Below are 24,754 nucleotides of genomic sequence, written 5' to 3' on the forward strand. Positions count from 1 at the left end.
GGAGGTGGCTTGCGGGCGGGACGCGCGTCCGCTCAGACGGGGCGGGCCTGGGTGGCGAGCCGTTCGGTGATGCGCAGCGCCGTGGCCGTCACCGCGTCGCGGGCGGCGGCCCAGGTGGCGACGGTGTCGGAGCCGGGCAGCGCCGTCGGCAGGGCGGACTCGACGGCCGTCAGATAGGCGCGCCGCAGCTCCGCGTTGACATTGACCTTCGCGACGCCGCGCCGCAGCGCGCCCAGGAGCTGTTCCTCGGGGAGGCCGCTCGCGCCGTGCAGGACGAGGGGTACGGGGACCGCGTCCCGGATGGCGGCGAGGCGGTCGAGGTCGAGGCGTACGGGTTCGGCGGTGAAGCCGTGCACGTTGCCGACCGCGACGGCGAGGGCGTCGATCCCGGTCGCGGCGGTGAACTCGGCTGCCTGGTCCGGGTCGGTCATGGAGCCACGGGCCGCCGTGGCGCCGGTGGACACGTCCTCGTCGCCCGCGAGGGCGCCGAGTTCGGCCTCGGCCCAGACCCCGGCCTCGTGGGCGATCGCCACCGCCGCGCGGGTGAGCGCCACGTTCCGGGCGAAGGGCAGGTGCGAGCCGTCGATCATGACCGAGGTGTAGCCCGCCTCGACGCAGGCGGTGATCTCGGTCAGGTCCCGGCTGTGGTCCAGATGGACGCCGATCCGCGCGGTGGACCGGCGCGCGGCGTCCAGCGCGAGGGCCATCAGGGCCTCGCGGCCCGCGTGCTTGAAGGCGCTCGATCCCGCCTGGAGCAGTACGGGCCGGCCGGATGCCTCGGCCGCCGCCACGACGGCCTGGACGGTTTCGAGGTTGTAGGCGACGAAGCCGGGTATCGCGGTCGACTCGCGGGCGGCGGCGGTCAGCGCGTCGGTTCCGTGGAGCAGCATCATCGGCTCCTGAGCAGGTCGACGGCGTCGGCGAGGGCTTCCTCGCCGCCGACGTTCCCGGCGAACACGATGTACGGGATGCCCTCGGCGGGTCCCGACACCGGTTCCCACAGCGAGACGATGCCGGGCAGCAGCGTGCCGCGTGCCACGGCGCGGCGGATCTCCAGACCCTCGGTGGCCACATCGCTGGAGGTGATACCGCCCTTGGCGAGGACGAAGGCGGGGCGCCGCTCGGCGAGGAGCGCGCGGACGGTCTCCACCACGGCGGCGGACACGGAGCGCGCGAGGGCGAGCGAGTCGTCCGCGCTCGCGCCGGTGACCACCGCGCGGGTCGTCCGCAGGACCACCTCGGCGGAGGCGAGCGCCCCGGCGCAGGCGCGTACCACCTCGGCGATGTGCGCGGCGCGCCGCTCGCCGTCCAGCAGAGCCGGTACGTCGAGTTCGAACTCGGCGAGTCCGCCGCGCAGGCGCAGCCGGTCCAACTGCCGTGTGGTCAGGCCGACATGGGATCCCACGACGATCAGTCCATGGGCCGCGGGGGCGGCCGGTGACGCCGGCTCGCGCCGGACGGAGCGGATCTGTTCCGGCGTCAGCGGTGCGCGGGCGCCCTGTCCGGCCCTGGCCCGTACGAAGGAGGGGCCGACCCGGTACAGCAGCCGGGTGCCGGACTTCTCGGCGGTGGCGCAGGCGACGGCCAGGACGCGCAGGTCGTCGTCGCAGAGCGCGTCGACCACGGCGGGCCGGCCGGCGCGCAGCGAGGTCAGCAGGGTGGCGACGTGCTCGGGGCCGCGCAGCCGGAGGTCGTCCAGCGTGACGCGGAGCACGTCTCCGGCGGGGATCCGGCCGCCGGTCTTCTCCTCGATCCACTCGGGGAGGCCGGAGTGGGAGTAGCCGAAGGTCGCGTCCTTCGCGAACTCGCTCTCGGCGACCGGCAGCATGCCCGTCTCCGTACGCATCCAGTGCACCGAACCGGCCGTGAGCCGCCCGGCCTCGATGTACGCCGGTACGACGACGACGCCGTCCACCGGTGTCTCCTCGGCCAGGACGTCCGTCTCCAGCGGGTAGTGGCCACGCAGGGTGGAGTCGCCCCGGCTGGCCAGCACGAATCCGGTGTGCTCGGCGGCCGACGCCTCGGTCAGCGCCCGGACGATCTCGCGGTTGCGGGCGGCGGCGGCGTCCGGCGCCAGGCTGCGGGTGTTGGTGAGGACGAAGAACGCGGTGCTGTCCTGGCGCAGTGCCCAGCGCAGGTCGTCGACCGTCCAGGTGGTGAGGACGGGGATGTCGGCGACGGTCTGGGTGCCGGTCGGATCGTCGTCGAGGACGACCAGCCGGCGGCCTCCGGCGATGGCCGCGGCCACCTCGGCGGGGGTGACCTCGCGGACCGGGGGCAGCGTGGCCTCGTCGGGGAAGACAGGGGTGTGGAGCATGTGCGGCTCTGCTTTCGTGTGGCGTGGGGCAGGCGTCGGCCGGGCAGGCGGGAGCGCGCGCCGGCCCGGCGCGGGGTGTCGCGTGGTGGTGGTGCCGGGGCCCGGGCCCCGGGCCCGGGACGTGGTGTGCGGTCAGGCGGGCTGGTCGATGACGTGGGTCCGCAGGTCGTCCGCCGTCTGTGCCATGTGGTCGTCCATGGCGATCCTGGCCTTCTCCGGGTCGCCGGCGCGCAGGGCTTCCAGCACGGCCTCGTGGTGCCCGATGGCGTTCGTACGGATCTGGGGCACGGCGGAGGTCTGCCGGCGCGCCTCGACCAGCAGCCGTCCGAAGGGTTCGAAGAGCAGCGGTACGAAGGCGTTGCCCGAGGACCGCATCACCACCTCGTGGAACGCGATGTCGGCCTGGACGAACTGCTCGGTGTCCCCGGCCTCGGCCGCCGCCCTCATCTCGTCGAGCGTTTCGGCCAGTTCGGCGAGATCTCCGTCGGTGCGCCGGGTCGCGGCGAGCCGGGCGGCACCGACCTCGATCAGCTGGCGGGCCTCGATCAGCTTCTCGGCGACCGCGCCGGCCGCGGGCGCCCCGGCGGCGGCGCGGATCATCGGTTCGAGGGCGGTCCACTGGTCGGGGGCGTTGACGTACGTACCGCGCCCCCGCTGGATCCGGACCACGTTCTGGGACCGCAGCACCTTGACCGCCTCGCGGACCGTGAGCCGGCTGACCGCGTGTTCGTCGGCCAGCACGCCTTCCGCGGGAAGCGCGGTTCCGGGCGGGTACTGACCGTCGATGATCGAGGACAGCAGACGTTCGGCGATCTCGTCGGACAGCGGCATTGCTGTCGGCCTCCTTGCGTAGTCCGGGACATCAGACGTCTGATGTCCCGGAGGTGAAACTAAGCGGGCCTTTTCCCCCGCGTCAAGACCCCGGCACGAAAACATCCCGCACCGTCACCGTGCCGGGGTCGGGTCACGACGCCTGACCGAAGCCCGCGCCCGCCGCCCAGGCGGCCAGTTCGCGCTGCGCCGCCGCCCTGAGTTCCGCGCTCGGGGCCGTGCTTCCGTCGGCCACCAGGGCGTAGTGGAGCGTGCCTGCGGTGTCGGCCGCCGCCGGGGCCGAGAGCAGCAGCCGCCGCGCGTCGGTGGTGCCGGTTTCGACGGCCGAGGCGATGGGATGGTCGGCGATCCGGTCCCGGGCGGTGTACTCGGGCAGGCCGGTGACCGTACCGAGGTCGGAGACGACCGTGGTCGCGGCGGCCGTGAAGCCGGCCGGCAGATGCAGCTGCGTCGGCGCCCGGGTGGCGCCTTCGGAGCGCCAGACCAGCATCCCGTACCGGCCGCTGCCCACCAGCCGGGCCGTGCTGGGCATGGAGTCGGGGATCCGGTTCCAGGTCAGGACGGTGTTCCCGTCACGCGAGCGGTCCTCGTAGCTGAACGCGAGGGTACGGCCGGCCACCGCGCCCGGGTAGAGCCGGTCGAGCAGCCTGGCGTCCTGGCGCAGCACGGCACGGCCCGAGGAGTCGAGGGCGACGGCGGACAGGTCCTCGTCGTTCCAGGCGTCGCCCTCGGTGAGGATCTTGTTCGGATTGCCGTTCATCGCCTCGCGGTGCCGGCCGCTGTAGATGTCCCACTGCCACTGGGTGGACGAGAGGACGGGTCCGGACCCGGTGGGCGCGGTCCACCAACTGGCGCCCGGGACACGGGAGTCGAGCGCCTGGTACATCGCCTTGTTCACGGTCGGCGCCTTGTCGGAGGTGTAGCCGGTCAGCGGATGGCCGAACTCGCTGATGATCGCGGCCGTGTTCAGCGCCCTGGAGCGGTCGCGGACCGTCCCGAAGTCGGTGGTGTACTGGCCGTCGTTCGCCTTGCCCCACATGAAGACGCCGGAGATGGCCTTCTGGTCGTAGAAGTGCGTGTTGAAGACGTAGCGGCTGCCGATCGCGCCCGCGTCGAGCAGACCGCCCTCCTGCCGGGCGAAGTCCAGATTGGCGTTCCAGAACATGTTGGGTTCGACGAAGACGGGCTTGTCGCGCCAGCCGGCCGCGTCCATCCGGGCGCGGAACTTCTCGTAGAACGGCCAGAGGCGGTCCCGTTCCCAGGTACGGCTGGTCTGCCCGGACGCGTACTCGCCCGCGTACGGCTCGTTGTACGGGTCGAAGCCGACGACCCCGGCGAACTCGGCGGGGGTGAGCTTCGCCGCGAGATGGGCCATCGTCTTCTGCGCGGTGTCGAGGAAGGCGTCCTGGACGGGTACGGAGCGGGTCCCCGAGGCGGTGGGGACAGCGAGGACGCGGTTGTTCCAGAAGTCGCGGGTGGCGTTCTTGACGGCCTGGTTCTGGGTGATGTTCTGGCCCCACAGGAGGCAGACTCCGCAGTTCTCGACGGGGTAGCCGCCCGCCTCGACGGCCCAGCGGGGCGCGCCGTCACCCGTGTACCAGCTGTCCTTGTGGAAGAGGTAGCGGGAGTGGAGATCCTGATGGAAGTCGGGGAACACCCGCAGTCCGGCGTCGAGGAGCGCCTTGATCTGGTCGGCGGCCCGGTCCAGATAGGCGGTGTCGACCTGGCCAGGCTCGGGTTCGGCGTAGGCCCAGGACAGCAGGAAGCGGACGGCGTTCCCGCCGGTCAGCGAGCGCAGCGCGGCGGCGGAGGCGCGGGCGTCGGCCGTACTGGCGAAGGGCAGGCCGCCGTACTCCTCCAGCTTGGTCTCGCCGGAGACGTTGAAGCCGCGCAGCACGACCTCGCGTCCGTGGCCGTCGGCGAACCGGGTGCCGGTGACGGAGACCTGATCCGCCGTCGCGCCGTCGAACCAGAGCGGCGCGGCCACCGCGGCGCTGTCCGCCGCCACGGCCGGCGGCCCGCCGACCGCGCCCGCCGCGAGCAGAACGAGCGCGGCACCGAGGAGCACGCCCCTGCGCCGCGCTCCGGACACCGCGCCCGGCCGCGCCGCCGTCCCCTGCCCCGCGCCGTGCCCCGCGTCGTGCCCCGACCGGCTCTCCGACCATATTTTCGCCATGCACACAACACTGAGCTACCTACTGATGAGTAGTCAATACTCGTGCGTAACAAGGGGCTTGAGGCCAGGAGCGGCGCACCGGCCCGGTGCCGGAGCGGCCGGCTCAGGCGGCCCCCGTACCATCCCGGTACGTCTCCAGCAGCCGCAGCCACACCTCGCTGATCGTCGGATACGCGGGAACGGCGTGCCAGAGACGGCCGATGGGCACCTCCCCGACGACCGCGACGGTCGCCGAGTGGAGCATCTCGCCCACGGCGGGACCCGCGAAAGTGACGCCGAGGAGGGTCTCGCTGTCCAGGTCGACGATCATCCGGGCGTGCCCCCGGTAGCCGTCGGCGTAGAGGGCGGCGCCCGCGACGCCGGACAGGTCGTAGTCGACGGCCCGCACCCGGCGGCCCGCCGACTCGGCCTCGGCGAGGGTGAGGCCGACGGAGGCGATCTCCGGTTCGGTGAAGACGACTTGGGTGACCGCCCGGTGGTCCGCCGTCGCGGCGTGGACGCTCCACGGTCCGGACCCGGAAGCGGACCCGGAACCGGAAGCGGACCCGGAACCGGACCCCGTGGAGCGGGCGCCCCCACCTCCCGCCCGCGCGGCGATCGCGGCTCCCGCGATCCGGGCCTGGTACTTGCCCTGGTGGGTCAGGAGGGCGCGGTGGTTGACGTCCCCGACCGCGTAGAGCCAGTCGCTGCCCTCGACACGGCAGCTGTCGTCGACCGTAAGCCAGGAGCCCGGCTCCAGCCCGACGGAGTCGAGCCCGAGGTCGTCCGTGCGCGGCGCGCGGCCCGTCGCGAAGAGCACTTCGTCCGCCTCGACGCTCTCCCCGTCCGCGAGGACGACAGTCACCGGACCGGTGGATCCGTCGCGCCGGACGTCGGTGACGGACACCCCCGTACGGACCGTGGCACCGGCCTCCGTCAGCGCCCGGGCGACCAGCTCACCGGCGAAGGGCTCCATCCGGGGGAGCAGTCCGCCGCCCCGTACCAGCAGGGTGACCTCGGCGCCGAGCGCCCGCCACGCCGTGGCCATCTCCACGCCGACCACTCCCCCGCCGACGACCACCAGCCGCGCGGGCACCCGCTGCGCGCTGGTCGCCTCGCGGCTGGTCCACGGCGCGGCGGTGGCGATCCCCGGGAGGTCCGGCAGCACGGCACGGCTGCCGGTGCACACGGCGACGGCGTGACGGGCCGTCAGGACCAGCCGCTCGCCGCCGGGTCCGGTGACGGTGACCCGCTTCGTACCGTCCAGCCTGCCGTGCCCCCGGTGAATACGGGCACCGATGCCGTCGAGCCAGGCGGCCTGGCCGTCGTCCTTCCACTGCGAGGTGAACACGTCGCGGTGGGCGAGTACGGCCCGGGTGTCGAGCGGCCCCTGGACCGCCGCGCTCAGCCCCGGCACCCTGCGGGCCTCGGCGCGGGCGATCACCGGGCGCAGCAGCGCCTTGCTGGGCATGCAGGCCCAGTACGAGCACTCGCCGCCGATCAGTTCGCTCTCGACGACCGCCGCGCTCAGCCCGGCCGCGCGGACGCGGTCGGCGACGTTCTCGCCGACCGGCCCCGCGCCCAGCACCACGACGTCGTACTCCATGGGTTCCGTCGCTACCGTCATGGGCCCAGTCTGGTGGGCTCCCCCGCGCATGGCCACATGATCTTCGGGCAGGTGCGGGGGGGGAATACGCCGTCGGCGCGGACCGTTCTCGCAGGCGGGTTCCCCGGCGAGCGGTGAACGGTGAACGGCGACAGGAAGAAGAGGTAGCGGGTCATGGCGACTGTGGAACTCACCAAGGAGAACTTCGACCGGACGGTGTCGGAGAACGACTTCGTGCTGATCGATTTCTGGGCCTCGTGGTGCGGTCCGTGCCGCCAGTTCGCCCCCGTCTACGAGAAGGCGTCGGAGCGTCACGGCGATCTCGTCTTCGCGAAGGTGGACACGGAGGCGCAGCAGGAGCTGGCCGCCGCGTTCGAGATCCGCTCGATCCCGACGCTGATGATCGTCCGGGACAACGTCGCGGTGTTCGCCCAGCCCGGGGCGCTGCCGGAGGCGGCCCTGGAGGATGTGATCGGCCAGGCGCGCGCGCTGGACATGGACGAGGTGAAGAAGTCGGTGGCGCAGGAACAGGCCAAGGCACAGGCCGCCGAGGGCGCCTCGGAGTGAGGCGTTCCGGCCCGGACCGGCCGAGTCGGCCGGCCGGGCCGGATCAGGTGGCGGGCGCGGCGACGACGCGGACCGACAGGCCGTAGTCGATCTCCGCGCCGTCGACCAGCAGCGCTTCGACGGTCAGGGTCTCGGGGTCGATGTCCGCCTCCATCCCCTCGCCCGCGTACCGCGGGTAGCCGGAGGCACCGGTGTCGCCCGTCGCCTCGACGACGGCGGAGCGCAGGGCGGTCGCCGGGGCGGGCGGGGCGCCGTCGCCCTCGCTGAACGCGGCGACCAGCAGGAGCTCGAAGCGCCGCGGAACGGTAGTCATGCCTCCGACGCTAGCCGAGTGGCTCCGAGGTTTCACCCGCGGCGCTCCACGCGGCGGGGCGACGGCGGTCTACGGGTGACCCGGCGCCCGGGACGCAACGCGCGCGTTCTAACGTCTTGCGGATGACCTTCCTTTCCCCTGCCGGCAGCGGCAGCCGTGACAATGACCGTGATCGTGACCGTGACCGCGAGACCGACTTCCCCGGCCGTACGGGCCCGAGCGCCACGACCGAGGCCGACCCCCGCGATGTGGGCCCCGTCCGCACCTCGTACGCGCCGGAGCGCGACGGCGAACCCGACCCCGGCGAGATCGTCTGGACCTGGGTGCCGTTCGAGGAGAACGACGGACGCGGCAAGGACCGTCCGGTGCTGGTCGTGGCCCGTGAGGCGGCCGGTACGGTGCTCGCCGTCCAGCTCTCCAGCAAGCGCCACGACGAGGACCACGAGTGGGTGCCGATCGGCGTCGGGCCCTGGGACCGGGAGGGCCGCGAGTCCTGGGTGGACATCGACCGGGTGCTGCGCCTCCACGACGCGGGGATGCGCCGCGAGGCGTGCGCGCTGGACCGGGGCCGCTTCAACCTGGTCGTGAACCGGCTGCGGGAACGCTACGGCTGGAACTGACCGTCCGCAGGCGGTCGCTGTCTGCCCGCGGGCGCGGCGGACCCGGTGGTGAAAGGCCCCAGCACCCGTCGGAACGCGCCGAGCGTCGTCGTGTTCGCCGTACGGTCCAGTACGGCGAACACGGTCTCGTCGAAGCGCCCGGCGAACCGCCCCTCGCCCGTGAGCAGCCCCCGGAACGCGCCGGCGACCGCTGCCGGGTCGTTCATGAAGACCCCGCAGCCCCAGGCCCCGAGGACCAGCCGCCGGTAACCGCGCGCCGCCGCCGTCTCCAGAACGCGTTCGGCGCGGGCGGCGATCGCCGCCGGGATGAGCGGGACGTCGTCGGGGGCCTGACGCGCGATCACGCCGGCGTTCGGCGCGGCCGAGGTGAGGAAGCCGACCTCGTACGGCGTGTCGAGCAGCCGGCCCCGGTTGTCGCGGAAGACCGGCACACCGGGCGAGTGGATCACCCGGTCGCTGTAGAAGGGTCCGCGCTCCGCCCGGTGGTACGCGTAGAACCCGGGGGCGCGCAGCAGCGTGACGTACAGCGCGGAGGCCCGGCACAGCGCCTCCTCCTGCGCCTGCGCGCCGTTGAGATAGCCGCCGCCGGGGTTGCGCGCCGAGGCGAAGTTGAGGACCGCCACGGGCCCGGGGGCCGCCGCCGTCAGCCGCCCGGCGGCTTCGAGGCTGGACTCGCCGGTGACCTCGACGCGCGCCGCACCGCTCAAAGCGCCCCGCTCCGCCGCGTCCGGGACCGGCACCGGCACCGGCACTGGCTCGGGCCCGTACATCCGCGTCCCCGCCAGCGCCGCGTCCACCGCCGCGCCGATCAGCACGTCACGGCCGTCCGCGGCGCGGTAACCGCCCGTTCGGACGATGGACTCGGTCTGTTTGGCGATCCCCCGCAGCCGCGCGCTCATAGAGCGAATCCTGTGTGAACGATCTCCTTCGGGGCAACCGGATTTCTGCCGGAACGCGACCATGGGGGCACTCTTGTGCGAAGCGGCGAGAGTGGCTTTAGGTTGGACGAAGCGCTCCGCCCCCGACCCGCGGGACGGAGTTCCGGGCACGGTCTTCGACAGGAGGATCCGGCCAATGCCATCGATCGGTTTCAGCGAAGAGGAAACCCCCCTCGGCGAGCACGACGCCGAGGATCTGCTGCGCGGCATCTGTTTCAAGACGGGACCGCCCCGCACCGTGGGCGTCGAACTGGAATGGCTCGTGCACGACCTGGACGACCCGCACAGAGCAGTCCCCGCCCACCGCCTCCGCGAGGCGTACGGAGGACTGCGGAACCTGCGACTGAACTCCGCGCTCACCTTCGAGCCCGGCGGCCAGCTGGAACTCAGCTCGGCACCCGCCCGGTCACTGATGGAGTGCGTCACCACCACCGCCGCCGACCTCGACGCCGTACGCCCCGTGCTGCGTACGGCGGGACTCGCGCTGGCGGGCATCGGACGGGACCCCTGGAAGGGGATGCCGGACCGCATGCTCCGCGAGCCCCGCTACGACGCCATGGAGACCTATCTCGACCGGATCGGCGTGGCCGGGCGCACCATGATGCGCTCCACCGCCTCCATCCAGGTCTGTCTGGACGCGGGCCACGAGGAGCCGGGGCCGCTCGGCTACGGCCGGCGGTGGCAGCTCGCCCATCTGCTGGGCGCGGTGCTGGTCGCCGCGTTCGCGAACTCCCCCATGCGGGAGGGGGCCCAGACCGGCTGGCGCTCCACCCGGCAGGCGCTCTGGGCGGAGCTGGACCCGGCCCGTACGACGGCGCCGGCCGCGCGGTACGAACCGCGCGTCGCCTGGGCGGCGCACGCCCTCGACGCGCCGGTGATGTGCGTCCGGGCGCCGGAGGGCCCGTGGGCGGTCCCGGAGGGGCTGACCTTCCGGGAGTGGATCCGCTCGGGGGTGCCGAGGCCGCCGGTGCGCGCCGATCTCGACTACCACCTGACGACACTCTTCCCGCCGGTCAGACCGCGTGGCCATCTGGAGCTGCGGATGATCGACGCGCAGCCGGGCGAGGACGGCTGGATGGTGCCGCTCGCGGTCACCACCGCGCTGTTCGACGACCCTGAGGCGTCGGAGACCGTCTACCGCACGGTCAAGGCGCTGGCCGAGACCGCGGGCGACGCGCCGGCCCCCGGCAACCCGCTCTGGACGAACGCCGCGCGGTACGGGCTGGCCGACCCGGAGCTGCACTCCGCGGCCCTCGCCTGTTTCGCGGCAGCCCGGGAGGCGCTCCCCCGGATCGGGGCGAGCCCGGCCGTCCGGGAGGCGGTCGCCGCGTTCACCGACCGCTATGTCGTGCCGGGCCGCTGCCCGGCGGACGATCTGCGTACCCCCGTGACCGGGAAGACCGGGACCACCGGGCAGACCGGGACCACCGGGAAGGACCTCCGCACATGACCGAGCTCACCAACCTGACCGACCTCACCGACCTCACCACCGAACAGCTCCGCGACCGCGCCGTCGCCGGGCTCACGGCCGCCCGGGACCGTACCGCCCTGCTGACGTCCTGCGTCGACGACCACGAACTGACCGCGCAGCACTCGCCGCTGATGTCCCCGCTCGTCTGGGACCTGGCCCATATCGGCAACCAGGAGGAGCAGTGGCTCCTGCGCGCCGTCGCGGGCCGCGACCCGATACGCCCCGAGATCGACTCCGTCTACGACGCGTTCGAGCATCCGCGCGCGGCCCGGCCCACACTGCCGCTGCTGCCGCCCGCCGAGGCGCGCGCCTACGCCGCCGATGTACGCGGCCGGGTGCTGGACGTCATCGAGCGGAGCCCGCTGCGCGGCGGGCCGCTGCTGGACGCCGCGTTCGCCTTCGGGATGATCGCCCAGCACGAGCAGCAGCACGACGAGACGATGCTCATCACGCACCAGCTGCGCCGCGGACCCGCCGCGCTGACCGCTCCCCCGCCGCCCGCCGGCGACACGGCCGGGCTGCCGGCGGAGGTGCTCGTACCGGCCGGGCCCTTCACCATGGGCACCTCCACCGAGCCGTGGGCGCTGGACAACGAGCGCCCGGCGCACCAGCGGCTCGTACCGGCGTTCCATCTCGACACCGTGCCGGTGACCAACGGCGCGTACCAGCACTTCATCGAGGACGGCGGCTACACCGACGAGCGCTGGTGGGCCCCCGAGGGCTGGGCGCAGATCCGGGAACACTCCATCGGCGCGCCGCTGTTCTGGCGGCGCGAGGGCGGGCAGTGGCTGCGCCGCCGCTTCGGTACGGTCGAGCCCGTCCCGGCGGACGAGCCGGTGGTCCATGTGAGCTGGTACGAGGCGGACGCGTACGCCCGCTGGGCGGGCCGGCGGCTGCCGACCGAGGAGGAGTGGGAGAAGGCCGCCCGGCACGATCCCTCCTCCGGCCGGTCGCTGCGCCACCCGTGGGGCGACGCGGACGCCACCCCGGACCACGCCAACCTCGGCCAGCGCCATCTGCGGCCGGCGCCGGCGGGCAGCTATCCGCGGGGCGCGTCGCCGCTCGGGGTGCGGCAGCTGATCGGGGACGTCTGGGAGTGGACGGCGAGCGACTTCCTGCCCTATCCGGGCTTTGTGGCGTTCCCGTACCGCGAGTACTCGGAAGTGTTCTTCGGCAGCGCGCACAAGGTGCTGCGGGGCGGTTCGTTCGCGGTGGACGCGGTGGCCTGCCGGGGCACGTTCCGCAACTGGGACCTGCCGGTGCGCCGGCAGATCTTCGCCGGGTTCCGCACCGCGCGGACGGCCCTCGTACAGGAGGCCGGCTGATGTGCCGCCATCTGGCCTACACGGGGCCGCCGGTGGCGCTCGGTGAGCTGCTGACCGGGCCGCCGCACGGGCTGTACCGGCAGTCGTGGGCGCCGCGCCGGCAGCGGTACGGGACGGTCAACGCGGACGGCTTCGGCGTGGGCTGGTACGCGGAGGACGATCCGGTGCCGGCCCGCTACCGGCGGCCCGGGCCCATCTGGGCGGACCTCGGGTTCACCGATCTGGCGCGGGTGGTCCGCACCCGTACCCTGCTCGCGGCGGTGCGGGACGCCACGCTCCCGGGCGCCGACGGGGAGGCCGCGGCGGCGCCGTTCGCCGCCGGGCCCTGGCTGTTCAGCCACAACGGCTCGGTCGGCGACTGGCCGGCCGCGCTCGCGCCGCTCGCCGCCGCGCTGCCCGCCGAGGAGCTGCTCGCGCTGGCGGCCCGTACCGATTCGGCGCTGATCTGGGCGCTGCTGCTGCGCCGGCTGCGCGCCGGGGACGAGCTCGCCCAGGCACTCGGTGACACGGTCCTCGACGTCGCCGGTGCGGCGCCCGCCGCCCGGCTCAATCTGCTGGTCACCGACGGCGTACGGATCGCAGCGACCGCCTGGGGCGACACGCTCTGGTACCTGGGCGGCGCCGACGGCACCGCCCGGGTGGTGGTGGCCTCCGAGCCGTACGACGACGACCCGCGCTGGCGCGAGGTCCCCGACCGCACCCTGCTGGTGGCGGCCGGTGGTGACGTTCTGCTGTCCCCTCTCAAGGAGCCCCCCGCGTGAGCCCGTTCCAGCTGACCCGCATGCTCCCCGAGCACGCCACGGAGGCCGCCCTGCGCGCCGATGTGCTCCAGGGGCTGACCCGCAGGCCCAAGACGCTCCCTCCCAAGTGGTTCTACGACGCCCGGGGCAGCGAGCTGTTCGACGAGATCACCGCACTGCCCGAGTACTATCCGACACGCGCCGAGCGGGAGATCCTGCTGACGCGCGGCCCGGAGATCGCGGCGGCGAGCGGGGCGCGCACCCTGATCGAGCTGGGTTCGGGATCGTCCGACAAGACCCGCCATCTGCTGGACGAACTGACCTCTCTGGAGCTGTACGTACCGGTCGACGTGAGCGAGAGCGCGCTGCGCGGCGCCGCCGGGGCGCTGCTCGACGGGCGGCCCGGGCTGCGCGTGCACGCGCTGATCGCCGATTTCACCGCGTCGCTCGACCTGCCCGCCACACCGGGCCCCCGGCTGGTCGCGTTCCTCGGCGGCACGATCGGCAACCTGCTCCCTCCCGAGCGCGCGGTGTTCCTGGCCTCGGTCCGGGCGCTGCTGGCGCCCGGGGACGCCCTGCTCCTCGGTACGGATCTCGTCAAGGACGAGTCCGTACTGGTCCGGGCGTACGACGACGCGGCCGGGGTGACGGCCGCGTTCAACAAGAACGTGCTCACCGTCATCAACCGCGAGCTGGGCGCGGACTTCGACCCCGCGGACTTCGGCCATGTGGCCCGCTGGGACCGGGCGGAGGAGTGGATCGAGATGCGGCTGCGGGCGCGCCGGGCGCTGACCGTGAAGATCCCGGAACTGGATCTGGTGGTGCACTTCGCGGCGGGTGAGGAGGTGCGGACGGAGGTGTCGGCGAAGTTCCGTCAGGAGCGGGTGCGGACGGAACTCGGCTGCGCGGGGATGGAGTTGAGGCACTGGTGGACGGACGGCGAGGGCAGGTTCGCGCTGTCGCTCGCGACGGCCGTGTGAGGGACGGCGGTGTGAGGGACGGCGGTCTGGGATACGCCGGGGTGAGGGACGGCGGGGTGCGAACCGCCGGGTCCGTGCACCGCCGCGGCCGTACGGAGCGGCTCCCGGACGACGACGGCCGACCGGGCGGCCCCGGCCAGTGACCGGCGATCGGTGTGGCGGCCGGCGGGGATCGGCGGCAGGACCGTGATCTCCGCCGTGAGCCCGCCGGCCGCCGCCACCCGCCACAGCGAGGCGGTCAGAGTGCCGTCCCCGATGTACGCGGGCGCGCCCGAGAGCGAGCCGTCCGGCGCGCGGTAGGCGATCCGTACGGGCTGGACGGGCGCGCCCGCGTCCAGCGCCGCCTGGAAGACGGCGCCGGTGAACGGGCCCTGGTCCCGGCCGCACCAGGTGCATCCCTCGGGGAAGACCACCACGTGCGAGCCCTCGGTGAGGGCGGTCGCGAGGGTGCGAACGGTGCCGGGCAGCGCCCGCAGCCGCTCGCGCTCCACGAAGAGCGTGCCGCCCCGGGCCGCGAGCGCGCCGATGACCGGCCAGTCCCGTATCTCGCTCTTGGCGAGCACCCGTCCGGGGAACACGCAGGCCAGCAGCGGGATGTCCAGCCACGAGATGTGGTTGGCGACGACGAGCGCCCCGGCGCCGGGCGCCACGGGGACCGCCTGCGCGGCGATCCGTACCGTGATCCGCACGCCGAAGGCGCGCAGTACGGCACGCGCCCAGCACCGGGTCAGCCGGTGCCGTACCGCCGCGGGCAGCGGTGCGAGGAGGGGCGCGAGCGGCGCCCCGGCCACCACCAGGAGGATCCCCGCCAGCAGCCGGCCGGCGGCGGCCACCGGCCCGGCGGCCGGGCCACCGTGGCCGGCGCAGTCGCGCGGGGTGCAGGGCGCGGTGGGCAGCCAGCCGGTCATGCCGCGGTCGCCGGGGCCGCCGTGATCGCCGGGCCCGCGGGAACCGCCGATGACGCCGGGGCCAGCGAGAGGAAGTGGCGCAGGTAGCGCGGGTTGACGCGGCGCATCGACAGCAGGACGTAGAGGTCGGCGACGCCGAACTCGGGGTCGTGCGCGGGCGCGCCGCAGACCCGGGCGCCGAGCCGCAGATAGCCGCGCAGCAGCGCAGGCAGCTCGGTGGGGGCGGCAGCGGCGGCGACCGCCTCGGGCCCCGGGGTCCAGAGGCGGTGCGGGGTGACCCACTGCGCCTCGGGCGCCAGGTGCTTCTCCTTGACGGTGTTCCAGGTGGCGGCGGCGAGGGCGCCGCCGTCCGCGAGCGGGACGGAGCAGCAGCCCGCCAGCCACTCGTGTCCGCTCGTGGTCATGTAGCGGGCGAGCCCGGCCCAGATCAGCGCGATCACGCCGCCGGTCCGGTGGTGGGGGTGGACGCAGGAGCGGCCGACCTCGACCAGGTCGGACCGGATCGCGTCGAGCCGGGAGAGGTCGAACTCACCGTCGGAGTAGAGCCGTCCTGCGGCCCTGGCGCGCTCGGGAGGCAGCAGCCGGTACGTGCCGACGACCTCGCCGCCGGTCGCCTCCCGCACCAGCAGGTGATCGCAGTGGGCGTCGAACGCGTCGCCGTCCAGACCGGGCTCGGGACCGTCGAGCCGGGCGCCCATCTCCCCGGCGAAGACCAGGTGGCGCAGGCGCTGAGCGGCGCGTACGTCGTCCTCGGTGCGGGCGAGGGAGACCACGTAACGCGTCTCGGCGGGCGCGAGAACAGGGGCGGGGGCGGGCGCGCGAACGGGGGCGGGAGCAGGTGCGGGAGCGAGAGGCATGACGGACATGACGGACTCCTGTGCCGTGGGGACGGGCGGTGCGCCGGGCCCGCCGCTCACGCGCCGGCCCGGCACCTCGTTTCTTCCGTGACCGGCTGGATTTGACATGACCGCACGGAGGAGTCCGGATGTGGGACGGCTGAATGCCGGGCGCGGGCCCGTCCCCGTCCTCCTTCCCCCGTCTCTTCCCCGTCTCGTCTCGCGCCGCGGCGCGCCGTGGGGCACGGTGGAGTGAGGAGCCGCACGCCCGGCACGCGGGTTCGGACCGGCGTGCCGACGCACAGAGGAGAGCGCCCCATGTCCCACCACACCTACCGGGTCACCGAGATCGTCGGCACCTCCCACGAGGGCGTCGACGACGCCATCCGCAATGGCGTGGCCCGTGCGGCCCGGACCCTGCGCGGCCTTGACTGGTTCCAGGTGACCGAGGTCCGCGGCCATATCGTGGACGGCGACATCGAGCACTACCAGGTCGGCATGAAGGTGGGCTTCCGCCTCGACGACGAGCTGTGAGCGGGGGAATCCCGTGGCCGGCGCGTTGTTGAAGAGGCTGTGACCACCCTCGCGACCACCCGTTTCTCCGTACTCGACCGCTCCCCCGTCCGGCAGGGGCACGACGGCCCCCGGGCGCTGCGCGACACCGTGGACCTCGCCCGGCGGATCGAGGCGCTCGGCTTCCACCGCTTCTGGGTCTCGGAGCACCACAGCGTGCCGGGCATCGCCGGATCCGCACCGACGGTGCTCGCGGCGGCCGTCGCCGCCGCGACCACGACCATCCGGGTCGGCACCGGCGGGGTCATGCTGCCCAACCACCGCCCGCTGGTGGTCGCCGAGCAGTTCGGCGTGCTGGAGGCGCTCTTCCCGGGCCGGATCGACATGGGCCTCGGCCGTTCCGTGGGGTTCACCGACGGCATACGCGCCGCCCTCGGCCGGGACAAGCGGGACGCCGACGACTTCCCCGGGCAGCTCGCCGAGCTGCTCGGCTACTTCACCGGCGGCCCGAGCAGCCACCCCGGGGTGCACGCCCACCCCGCCGAGGGCCTGCGTGTGCCCGCGTTCGTCCTCGCCACCGGGGAGGGCGCCCGGGTCGCGGCCGAGGCGGGGCTGCCGCTGGTCATCGCGCCCGTGCGCGGCGAGGACGCGATGCTGCGGGCGATCGACGCGTACCGCGCGGACTTCCGCCCGTCCGTCGCGGGCGCGCGTCCGTATGTCGTGGTGTCCGGTACGGTCACGGTCGCCGCCACGGCGGAGGAGGCGCGCCTGCTGCTGCTCCCGGAGGCGTGGGCCACCGTGCGGTCGCGGACGCGGGGCGCGTTCCCCCCGCTCGTCCCCCCGGAGTCCGTACCGCCGGTCGCGGAAATGACCGAACGGGAACGGACCCTGTTCGAGGAGGCGATGCGCGGCCGGCTGTACGGCACCGGCGAGGAGGTGGCGGCGGGGCTGACGGGGCTGCTGGGGCGCAGCGGGGCGGACGAGTTCCTGGTGACGACGAGTACGTACGACCGCGTGGCGCTGCTCGACTCGTACCGGCGGCTGGCCGCCCTCGTGACACCCCTTCCCCGGCCGACGCGCTCCTGACTATCGGGCCGCCTTGCGGGCCGCGCGCAGCCATTCCTTGTTCATCGCCGCGATCGACGGCAGGGGGATGCCCTTCGGGCAGGCGGTGGCGCACTCGCCGGCGAGGGTGCAGCCGCCGAAGCCCTCCTCGTCCATCGTGGCGACCATGTCGAGCACCCGGGTCTCGCGCTCCGGCGCACCCTGCGGCAGCACGTTGAGATGGTTGATCTTCGCCGAGGTGAAGAGCATCGCCGAGCCGTTGGGGCAGGCCGCGACGCAGGCGCCGCAGCCGATGCACTCGGCGTGTTCGAAGGCTGAGTCGGCGACGGGTTTGGGAACGGGCGTGGCGTGCGCCTCGGGGGCTGCGCCGGTGGGGGCCGTGATGTAGCCGCCGGCGCCGATGATCCGGTCGAGGGCGGAGCGGTCCACGACCAGGTCCTTGACGACGGGGAAGGCCCCGGCCCGCCAGGGTTCGACGTCGATGGTGTCGCCGTCGGCGAAGTGCCGCATGTGGAGCTGGCAGGTGGTGGTGCGCTCGGGGCCGTGGGCGTCGCCGTTGATGACGACCCCGCAGGCGCCGCAGATGCCTTCGCGGCAGTCGTGGTCGAAGGCCACCGGCTCGTCGCCCTTGAGGATCAGCTCCTCGTTGAGGGTGTCGAGCATCTCCAGGAACGACATGTCCTCGGAGATGCCGTCGAGAGGGTAGGTGACCATGGCGCCGGGGGCGTGGGCGTCGGGCTGGCGCCAGACACGCAGGGTGAGCCTCATGCGTAGCTCCGCTGGGTGGGGTGGACGTACTCGAAGACGAGGTCTTCCTTGTGCAGGACGGGCGCGGCGCCGGTGCCCGTGAACTCCCAGGCCGCCGCGTACGAGAACTCCCCGTCGCGCCGCTCGGCCTCGCCGCCCGCGGTCTGCGACTCCTCGCGGAAGTGGCCGCCGCAGGACTCGGCGCGGTGCAGGGCGTCGAGGCACATCAGCTCGGCCAGTTCCAGATAGTCGACGATGCGGTTGGCCTTCTCCAGCGACTGGTTGAGCTGTTCGCCGGTGCCCGGCACCTTGACGCGGCGCCAGAACTCCTCGCGGATCAGCGGGATCCGGTCGAGCGCCTTGCGCAGACCGCTCTCGGTGCGGGCCATGCCGCAGTGCTCCCAGAGGAGTTCACCGATCTCCTTGTGGAACGACTCGGGTGTGCGGTCGCCGTCGATGGCGAGCAGCAGCCGCAGCCGGTCCTCGGTGTCGGCGACCGCCTCGGCGACGGCCGGGTGGGAGTCGTCGACCGGGTCGTGGTGCGGGTGGCGGGCAAGATAGTCGTTGATGGTGGCGGGCAGGACGAAGTAGCCGTCGGCCAGGCCCTGCATGAGGGCGGAGGCGCCGAGCCGGTTGGCGCCGTGGTCGGAGAAGTTGGCCTCGCCGATCGCGAAGAGGCCGGGGACGGTGGTCTGGAGGTCGTAGTCGACCCAGAGTCCGCCCATCGTGTAGTGGATCGCCGGGTAGATCCGCATCGGGACCTCGTACGGGTTCTCGGCGGTGATCCGCTCGTACATCTCGAAGAGGTTGCCGTACTTCTCCTCGACGGCCGCGCGGCCGAGGCGGGCGATCGCGTCGGCGAAGTCGAGGTAGACGCCCTGACCGCCGGGGCCGACACCGCGGCCCTCGTCGCAGACGTTCTTCGCGGCGCGCGAGGCGATGTCGCGCGGGACGAGATTGCCGAAGGCCGGGTAGATCCGCTCCAGGTAGTAGTCGCGCTCGTCCTCGGGGATCCGGTGCGGCGGGCGCTGGTCGCCGGCCGCTTTCGGTACCCAGATCCGGCCGTCGTTGCGCAGCGACTCGCTCATCAGCGTCAGCTTGGACTGGTGGTCGCCGGAGCGCGGGATGCAGGTGGGGTGGATCTGGGTGAAGCAGGGGTTGGCGAAGAGGGCGCCGCGCCGGTGGGCGCGCCAGAGCGCGGTGGCGTTGCTGTTCTTCGCGTTGGTGGAGAGGTGGAAGACATTGCCGTAGCCGCCGGAGGCGAGGACGACCGCGTCGGCGAAGTGGGTGGTGACGGCGCCGGTGATCAGGTCACGGGCGACGATGCCGCGGGCCCGTCCGTCGACGACGATGAGATCGAGCATCTCGGTGCGCGCGTGCATCTCGACGGCGCCCGCGGCGATCTGCCGGGAGAGCGCCTGGTAGGCGCCGAGGAGGAGTTGCTGACCGGTCTGGCCGCGCGCGTAGAAGGTACGGGAGACCTGGACGCCGCCGAAGGAGCGGGTGTCGAGGAGCCCGCCGTACTCCCGGGCGAAGGGCACGCCCTGGGCGACGCACTGGTCGATGATCTCGACGGAGACCTCGGCGAGCCGGTGCACATTGGACTCGCGGGCCCTGAAGTCGCCGCCCTTGACGGTGTCGTAGAAGAGGCGCTGGATGGAGTCGCCGTCGTTGCGGTAGTTCTTGGCGGCGTTGATGCCGCCCTGGGCGGCGATGGAGTGGGCGCGGCGCGGGGAGTCCTGGTAGCAGAACTGGACGACGTGGTAGCCCTGTTCGGCGAGGGTGGCGCCGGCGGCGCCGCCCGCGAGCCCGGTGCCGACGACGATGACGGTGTGCCCCCGCCGGTTGGCGGGGTTGACGAGCTTGGCCTCGAAGCGGCGCCGGTTCCAGCGCTCGGCGACGGGCCCGTCCGGTGCCTTGGTGTCGCTGACGGGGGCGCCGGTGGCGTACTCGGTGTACGGGGTGCGGTGGGCGGTGCGATGGGGGGTGCTCATGTCAGCTCACCACTCCGGTCATGACGGCTACGGGTACGGCGACGAAGCCGGCGGTCAGGGCGAGGGCCAGCAGGTCGGCCGTGGTCCGCAGCACGCGCTCGCGGGTGGCGCTGCCGACGCCGAGGGTCTGGGCCGCGCTCCAGAAGCCGTGCCGGACATGGAGTCCGAGGGCGAGCATCGCGACGAGGTAGACGGTGTTGCCGTACCAGGTGGAGAAGGTGTCGATGACGTTCTGGTACGGATGGCCGGGCTGGAAGCCGCCGGAGTGCACGGTGCCGGTCGTCAGGTCGAGGATGTGCCAGACGATGAACAGGGCGAGGATGACACCGCCCCAGCGCATGGTGCGGGTCGCGTAGCTCGCGCGCCGGCGCCGGTGCGCGTATCCGGTCGGGCGGGCGGCGAGGTCGCGCCGGCTGAGCTGGTACGCGCAGACCGCGTGGGCGACGACGGCGGCGACCAGGACGAACCGGACGATCCAGAGCGCCCATTCGTGGTGCAGGACCGGCTCGCCCATGGTCCGCAGCCAGTGGGCGTAGCCGTCGAACTCGGCCGGACCGAAGAAGATCTTGAGGTTGCCGAGCATGTGCGCGACGAGATAGCCGAGCATGATCAGCCCGCTGACGGCCATGACCGTCTTCTTGCCGATCGTCGATGTCCAGAGGATCCGCACCAGCGACGGCCGCCGGTCCGCGCGTGCGCGGGCCGCCCGTTTTCGGTCCACTTGTTTTCGGTCCGTTCCCAGAGCCATGCACAGCACGCTAGGCCGCCGGGAGCGAGAGGTCCAAGACATGGTTCGGCTGATCTCCATAGCCCATGCCTATCGTCGGGACTACCATGGGCGGCATGCAGTTCCAGCAGCTTCTGTACTTCGTGGCCGTCGCCGAGACCCGGCACTTCACCCGTGCCGCCGAGCGCGTCCATGTCTCGCAGCCCTCGCTCTCCCAGCAGATCCGGGCGCTGGAGAAGGAGTTGGGCGCCGAGCTGTTCAGCCGCGCCCGGGGCAATGTCGCGCCCACCGACGCGGGCGAGGCGCTCCTGCCGCTCGCCCGGCGCATCCTCGCCGACGCCGAGACGGCGCGGGTCGAGGTGCAGGAGCTGGTCCAGCTGCGGCGCGGCCGGGTCAGGCTGGGGGCGCCGCCGAGCCTGTGCACCGGGCTGCTGCCCGAGGTGCTGCGCGCCTTCCACGATCTGCACCCGGGCATCGAGCTCCTGATCGAGGAGAGCGGCTCCCACGATCTGGTGCGGGAGCTGGCGCGCGGTGCGCTGGATCTGGCGCTGGTGGTGATGCCGCTGCCCGCCGCGTCACCCGCGCTGACCACGGTCGAGCTGCTCCACGAGGATCTCGTCGTGGTCTCCTCGGCCGCCGGACCCGCCCCTCGCCGGCCGGTCCGGATCGCCGATCTGGCGGGCGAGCCGCTGGTGATGTTCCGGCACGGCTACGACCTGCGGGAGCTGACCGTGGCCGCCTGCCGCGCCGAGGGGTTCGAGCCGACGTTCACCGTGGAGGGCGGCGAGATGGACGCGGTGCTCGGTTTCGTACGGGCCGGGCTCGGGCTGGCCGTCGTGCCCAGCATGGTCGCGGCGCGCGCGCCGGGGCTGCGGGTGACTGCGCTCGCCCGGCCCGGCCTGCGCCGTACCATCGCTCTCGCGCACCGCAGCGACGTCGCCCCGCCGCGCGCCGCCAGGGAGCTCCAGAAGGTGCTGCTGGCCACGCGGCACCCCGTCCGGACGGAGCACTCCGGCCGGACGGCGCGTTAGTGTCCCCCGGCGTCAGACCGCGTCCGCGAGCAGCAGGGTGTGCAGCTGCTCGGGCGGTCCCGGCCTGGCGTAGTACCAGCCCTGCGCGGTGTCGCAGCCCAGCCGGCGCAGATGGTCCGCCTGCGCGCCCGTCTCCACGCCCTCGACGGTCACGGTCAGCTGGAGGCTGTGCGCGAGCGAGACGATGCCCTCGACGATCTTCAGATCGACGGGATCCGCCGGATGCTGCTGCATCCCCTGGGTGAAGGAACGGTCCAGCTTGAGCACGCTCAGCGGCAGCCGGCGCAGGTTCGCGAGATTCGAGTAGCCGGTGCCGAAGTCGTCCAGCGCGATGTCGACGCCCATCTCCGCGAGCTGGCGCAGCGGCTTGAGCAGGTCCTCGTCCGCGCCGATCAGCGCCGACTCGGTGACCTCCAGGCAGAGGCCGCCCGGCGGCAGACCGATCCGCTCCAGCACCTCGACGGTGTCGGCGACCAGCCCGGGGTGGTGCAGCTGGGCGGGCGACAGGTTCACATTGACGCGCGGCGGCGCCCCTGCCGACCCCTCCGGGAGCTGCTGGTGCCAGAACAGGGCCTGCCGTACGGACTGTTCCAGCACCCAGCGGCCCAGCGGCACGATCAGCCCGGTGTGCTCGGCGAGCGGGATGAACCGGTCGGGGCCGAGGACGCCGTGCTGCGGGTGGGACCAGCGCACCAGCGCCTCCGCGCCGTGCACGGTGCCGTCGGCGAGCCGTACCAGCGGCTGGTACTCGATGAAGAACTCGCCGCGCTCCAGCGCCGCCGGCAGCGCCGTGGTCAGTCCGTGCCGGGTGATGGCGCGCGCGTCCGCCTCCGGGTCGGCCAGCTCGAAGCGGTTGCCGCCCGCCGCCTTCGCCCGGTACATGGTGATGTCCGCGCTGCGCAGCACCTCCGCCGGGCTGCGGCCCGCCGCGGGCCCCTCCACGACGCCGATACTGCCCCGTACGGTGAACTCCCGGCCCTCGATCCGGATCGGCGCGGCCAGCACCCCGAGGATCCGGGCGGCCAGCTCCGCGACGCCGGTCCGGGTGTCGGGTCCGCTGGTCAGCGCCACGAACTCGTCGCCGCCGAGCCGGGCCACCATCTCCCCCGACGCGGTGGCGCAGCTCTGGAGCCGGTCGGCGACCTCGACCAGCAGCCGGTCGCCCGAGGAGTGGCCGAGGCTGTCGTTGATGGCCTTGAAGCCGTCGAGGTCGAGGTAGCAGAGGCCGAAGCGGGCGCCGTCGCCGGCGGCGAGGGTCTTCTCCAGGCGCTCGGCGAACAGCGTCCGGTTGGGCAGTCCGGTCAGGGCGTCGTGGGTGGCCTCGTAGCGCAGCCGCAGATTGAGCAGCCGCCGCTCCGTGGTGTCCTCCATCAGCGCCAGCTGGTACTGCGGCATGCCTTCGGCGTCGCGCAGGAGCGAGAGAGTGAGATTGGTCCAGAGCACGGTGCCGTCGTTGCGGTAGAACGCCTTCTCGACGCGGAAGTGCTCCCGCTCCCCGCGCACCAGCTCGCCGTACATCCGCCAGACGTGGGGCGCGTCCTCGGGGTGGACCCACTCGCTCACGTTCCGGCTGCGCACATGGTGTTCGAGGCCGCCGAACATCTGGGTGAGGGTGTCGTTGACCTCCAGCACCTTGCCGTCCAGGTCGGCGATGCCGATGCCGATGGCGGCGCCCTCGAACACGGCGTGGAAGCGCGCCTCGGTGGCGTGCAGCGCGGACTCGGCGTGGCTGCGCGCGGTGAGCGCGGAGCGGGCGATGGCCTCCTGCTCGGCGAGGGTACGTTCGCGCAGCGCCTGGGCGAAGCCGGCGGCCAGGGAGTGCTGGAGCCGGGCGCAGCGGGCCCGGCCCTCCTCGGCGGGCAGTTCGTCCGCGCCGCAGTACAGGACCAGATAGGAGTCGACCACGCCGAGCGTACGGCCGAGCGCCTCGGGGTCGGTGCAGTGTCCCGCCACGAGGGCGGTGCCGACCCGGGTGGCCGGCGCGGTGTCGAAGGGGTACGCGTGCAGGGCGTCCCGCAGCTCACGGGCCAGCGGCAGCAGCAGCGTCTCGAATTCGGGGCGCGTCAAGGACGTGGCCGTCGCCGGAAAGATCGCCCGGCTCCAGATCGTCGCGAAACGCCTGAGTCTGTCCTCCAGGCCGTCGGGGTCCGTCGCCGCCCCCGCCGGCTCGGGCACCCTCACGCCCTGCGTCCCACACCGGCGAAGCCGGAGAACGCGTACGGATCTTCCTCCTCGGCCGGGGAGTCGGGGCGCCAGTCGGGCATGGCCACCAGACCGGGCGCGACCATGGTGAAGCCGTCGAAGAAGCGGGCCGTCTGCTCGCGTGTCCGCATGACCAGCGGGTTGCGGATGTCCTTGTAGACGGCGACCGCGCCGCCCGCCGTCTCCTGGGAGAGCGGGACACCGTGGTACGAGGCGTGGGTGAGGATGATCAGGCTGCCGGGCGCGAGCGCCTCGCGCAGTTCGGCCACCGCGCGGTACGGCTCGTCCTTGTCCTCCAGGAAGTGCAGGACGAAGACGAGCAGCAGTGCCACGGGCCGCTCCAGGTCGAGCAGGGCGGCCGTCTCGGGGCTCTTGAGGATCGTGCCGGGATCGCGGAGATCCGCGCTCATGACGGCGGCGTTGGTGTTGCCTTCGAGCACCGCCCGGCTGTGGGCGACGGCGACCGGGTCGTGATCGACGTAGAGCACCTTGGCGTCGGGGTTTCCGCCCTGGGCGACTTCGTGGACATTGCCGAAGGTGGGAATGCCGGAACCGATGTCGAGGAACTGGGTAACGCCCTCGTCCAGGGCGAATTTCACCGCCCGGCGCATGAAGGCCCGGTTCGTCTTCATGATCGTGGGAAGCCCCGGCATGAAACTCATCGCCTTACGGGCCGCTTCCCTGTCCACCTCGAAATTGTGCGAACCGCCCAGATAGTAGTCGTAAATGCGGGAAACGCTCGGCATCGATATGTCGATGCCCTGCGGGGCCCAGGCGGGACGCTCCATCGATGTCTCCAACAGTCGCCACGGACAGCCATGTACATGGCCGGTTGTTCGAGCCGAGGCTACTGATCGACCGCCAAGAG

23 protein-coding genes are annotated in these 24,754 nt (G+C 73.1%); 9 read left to right on the plus strand and 14 right to left on the minus strand.

The genetic code is table 11. The features are described from left to right. Positions 1-32: 32 nt before the first annotated feature. The 5 genes from AB0389_RS23375 to AB0389_RS23395 all read right to left on the minus strand — a co-directional run bounded on the left by AB0389_RS23375 (position 33) and on the right by AB0389_RS23395 (position 6,930). On the minus strand, positions 33-890 hold the full coding sequence (locus tag AB0389_RS23375) for a class II fructose-bisphosphate aldolase (RefSeq protein ID WP_366397401.1): 858 nt from the start codon (positions 888-890) through the stop codon (positions 33-35). Then, on the minus strand, positions 890-2,317 hold the full coding sequence (locus tag AB0389_RS23380) for a four-carbon acid sugar kinase family protein (protein ID WP_366397402.1): 1,428 nt from the start codon (positions 2,315-2,317) through the stop codon (positions 890-892). Before AB0389_RS23380 ends, AB0389_RS23375 begins: the two co-directional genes overlap by 1 nt. Before the next feature lie 132 nt (positions 2,318-2,449). Next, entirely contained in the window at positions 2,450-3,148 is a 699-nt protein-coding gene (locus tag AB0389_RS23385; RefSeq protein WP_366397403.1) for a FadR/GntR family transcriptional regulator, read from the minus strand. Between the two features lie 133 nt (positions 3,149-3,281). Then, a complete protein-coding gene (locus AB0389_RS23390) occupies positions 3,282-5,324 on the minus strand; it encodes a cellulase family glycosylhydrolase (protein ID WP_366397404.1) in 2,043 nt (680 codons plus the stop codon). 103 nt (positions 5,325-5,427) lie between these two features. Then, positions 5,428-6,930: an NAD(P)/FAD-dependent oxidoreductase gene (locus AB0389_RS23395; RefSeq protein ID WP_366397405.1), complete on the minus strand. Its 1,503-nt coding sequence runs from the start codon at positions 6,928-6,930 to the stop codon at positions 5,428-5,430. Positions 6,931-7,083: 153 nt separating this feature from the next. On the opposite strand from AB0389_RS23395, the gene trxA reads away from it, so the two are divergent. Continuing rightward, positions 7,084-7,476, plus strand: a complete 393-nt coding sequence (trxA, locus tag AB0389_RS23400) for a thioredoxin (protein WP_366397406.1) — start codon at positions 7,084-7,086, stop codon at positions 7,474-7,476. A gap of 43 nt (positions 7,477-7,519) precedes the next feature. On the opposite strand, the gene AB0389_RS23405 is transcribed toward trxA, so the two are convergent. Next, positions 7,520-7,789 carry a hypothetical protein gene (locus tag AB0389_RS23405; RefSeq protein ID WP_366397407.1) on the minus strand — a complete coding sequence of 90 codons (270 nt, stop codon included), beginning with the start codon at positions 7,787-7,789 and terminating at the stop codon, positions 7,520-7,522. Between the two features lie 122 nt (positions 7,790-7,911). Here AB0389_RS23405 and AB0389_RS23410 point away from each other — a divergent pair, with 122 nt between their 5' ends. Then, the gene (locus AB0389_RS23410) at positions 7,912-8,409 is read left to right on the plus strand and encodes a type II toxin-antitoxin system PemK/MazF family toxin (protein WP_366397408.1); all 498 of its coding nucleotides are present in this window, start codon (positions 7,912-7,914) and stop codon (positions 8,407-8,409) included. On the opposite strand, the gene AB0389_RS23415 is transcribed toward AB0389_RS23410, so the two are convergent. Continuing rightward, positions 8,394-9,308, minus strand: a complete 915-nt coding sequence (locus tag AB0389_RS23415; RefSeq protein WP_366397409.1) for a TIGR02452 family protein — start codon at positions 9,306-9,308, stop codon at positions 8,394-8,396. The genes AB0389_RS23410 and AB0389_RS23415 overlap by 16 nt on opposite strands. A gap of 175 nt (positions 9,309-9,483) precedes the next feature. Here AB0389_RS23415 and egtA point away from each other — a divergent pair, with 175 nt between their 5' ends. The 4 genes from egtA to egtD are packed head-to-tail and all read left to right on the plus strand — an operon-like array spanning position 9,484 to position 13,863. After that, complete coding sequence (gene egtA / locus AB0389_RS23420) at positions 9,484-10,797, plus strand: ergothioneine biosynthesis glutamate--cysteine ligase EgtA (RefSeq protein ID WP_366397410.1); 1,314 nt, start codon at positions 9,484-9,486, stop codon at positions 10,795-10,797. Continuing rightward, positions 10,794-12,143 (plus strand): ergothioneine biosynthesis protein EgtB, encoded by a 1,350-nt coding sequence (gene egtB, locus AB0389_RS23425; RefSeq protein ID WP_366397411.1) that lies wholly within the window; start codon positions 10,794-10,796, stop codon positions 12,141-12,143. Before egtA ends, egtB begins: the two co-directional genes overlap by 4 nt. Beyond that, positions 12,143-12,904, plus strand: a complete 762-nt coding sequence (gene egtC / locus AB0389_RS23430) for an ergothioneine biosynthesis protein EgtC (protein WP_366397412.1) — start codon at positions 12,143-12,145, stop codon at positions 12,902-12,904. Before egtB ends, egtC begins: the two co-directional genes overlap by 1 nt. Beyond that, complete coding sequence (egtD, locus tag AB0389_RS23435; protein WP_366397413.1) at positions 12,901-13,863, plus strand: L-histidine N(alpha)-methyltransferase; 963 nt, start codon at positions 12,901-12,903, stop codon at positions 13,861-13,863. The genes egtC and egtD overlap by 4 nt, the downstream gene beginning before the upstream one ends. Here egtD and AB0389_RS23440 read toward each other — a convergent pair. Then, on the minus strand, positions 13,758-14,771 hold the full coding sequence (locus tag AB0389_RS23440) for a lysophospholipid acyltransferase family protein (protein WP_366397414.1): 1,014 nt from the start codon (positions 14,769-14,771) through the stop codon (positions 13,758-13,760). The genes egtD and AB0389_RS23440 overlap by 106 nt on opposite strands. Then, positions 14,768-15,637, minus strand: coding sequence for a GNAT family N-acyltransferase (locus tag AB0389_RS23445; RefSeq protein ID WP_366397415.1), 870 nt, complete (start codon positions 15,635-15,637; stop codon positions 14,768-14,770). The genes AB0389_RS23440 and AB0389_RS23445 overlap by 4 nt, the downstream gene beginning before the upstream one ends. Positions 15,638-15,925: 288 nt before the next feature. Between AB0389_RS23445 and AB0389_RS23450 the strand changes: the two genes are divergently transcribed. Beyond that, positions 15,926-16,141 (plus strand): dodecin, encoded by a 216-nt coding sequence (locus AB0389_RS23450; protein WP_114664071.1) that lies wholly within the window; start codon positions 15,926-15,928, stop codon positions 16,139-16,141. Between the two features lie 39 nt (positions 16,142-16,180). Further along, entirely contained in the window at positions 16,181-17,206 is a 1,026-nt protein-coding gene (locus AB0389_RS23455) for an LLM class flavin-dependent oxidoreductase (RefSeq protein WP_366397416.1), read from the plus strand. Here the strand turns inward: AB0389_RS23455 and AB0389_RS23460 are convergent, their stop codons facing one another. The 3 genes from AB0389_RS23460 to AB0389_RS23470 are packed head-to-tail and all read right to left on the minus strand — an operon-like array spanning position 17,207 to position 20,674. After that, positions 17,207-17,953, minus strand: coding sequence for a succinate dehydrogenase/fumarate reductase iron-sulfur subunit (locus AB0389_RS23460; RefSeq protein ID WP_366397417.1), 747 nt, complete (start codon positions 17,951-17,953; stop codon positions 17,207-17,209). After that, positions 17,950-19,926, minus strand: a complete 1,977-nt coding sequence (locus AB0389_RS23465) for a fumarate reductase/succinate dehydrogenase flavoprotein subunit (protein ID WP_366397418.1) — start codon at positions 19,924-19,926, stop codon at positions 17,950-17,952. Before AB0389_RS23465 ends, AB0389_RS23460 begins: the two co-directional genes overlap by 4 nt. Position 19,927: 1 nt before the next feature. Beyond that, on the minus strand, positions 19,928-20,674 hold the full coding sequence (locus AB0389_RS23470; RefSeq protein ID WP_366397419.1) for a succinate dehydrogenase: 747 nt from the start codon (positions 20,672-20,674) through the stop codon (positions 19,928-19,930). 95 nt (positions 20,675-20,769) lie between these two features. On the opposite strand from AB0389_RS23470, the gene AB0389_RS23475 reads away from it, so the two are divergent. Beyond that, complete coding sequence (locus AB0389_RS23475; RefSeq protein ID WP_366397420.1) at positions 20,770-21,684, plus strand: LysR substrate-binding domain-containing protein; 915 nt, start codon at positions 20,770-20,772, stop codon at positions 21,682-21,684. A gap of 12 nt (positions 21,685-21,696) precedes the next feature. On the opposite strand, the gene AB0389_RS23480 is transcribed toward AB0389_RS23475, so the two are convergent. Continuing rightward, positions 21,697-23,865 (minus strand): EAL domain-containing protein, encoded by a 2,169-nt coding sequence (locus AB0389_RS23480; protein ID WP_366397421.1) that lies wholly within the window; start codon positions 23,863-23,865, stop codon positions 21,697-21,699. Further along, entirely contained in the window at positions 23,862-24,674 is an 813-nt protein-coding gene (locus AB0389_RS23485) for an SAM-dependent methyltransferase (protein WP_366397422.1), read from the minus strand. Before AB0389_RS23485 ends, AB0389_RS23480 begins: the two co-directional genes overlap by 4 nt. Positions 24,675-24,754: the final 80 nt, after the last annotated feature.

This window comes from Streptomyces sp. NPDC093109 (assembly GCF_040701725.1).
GTDB lineage: Bacteria > Actinomycetota > Actinomycetes > Streptomycetales > Streptomycetaceae > Streptomyces.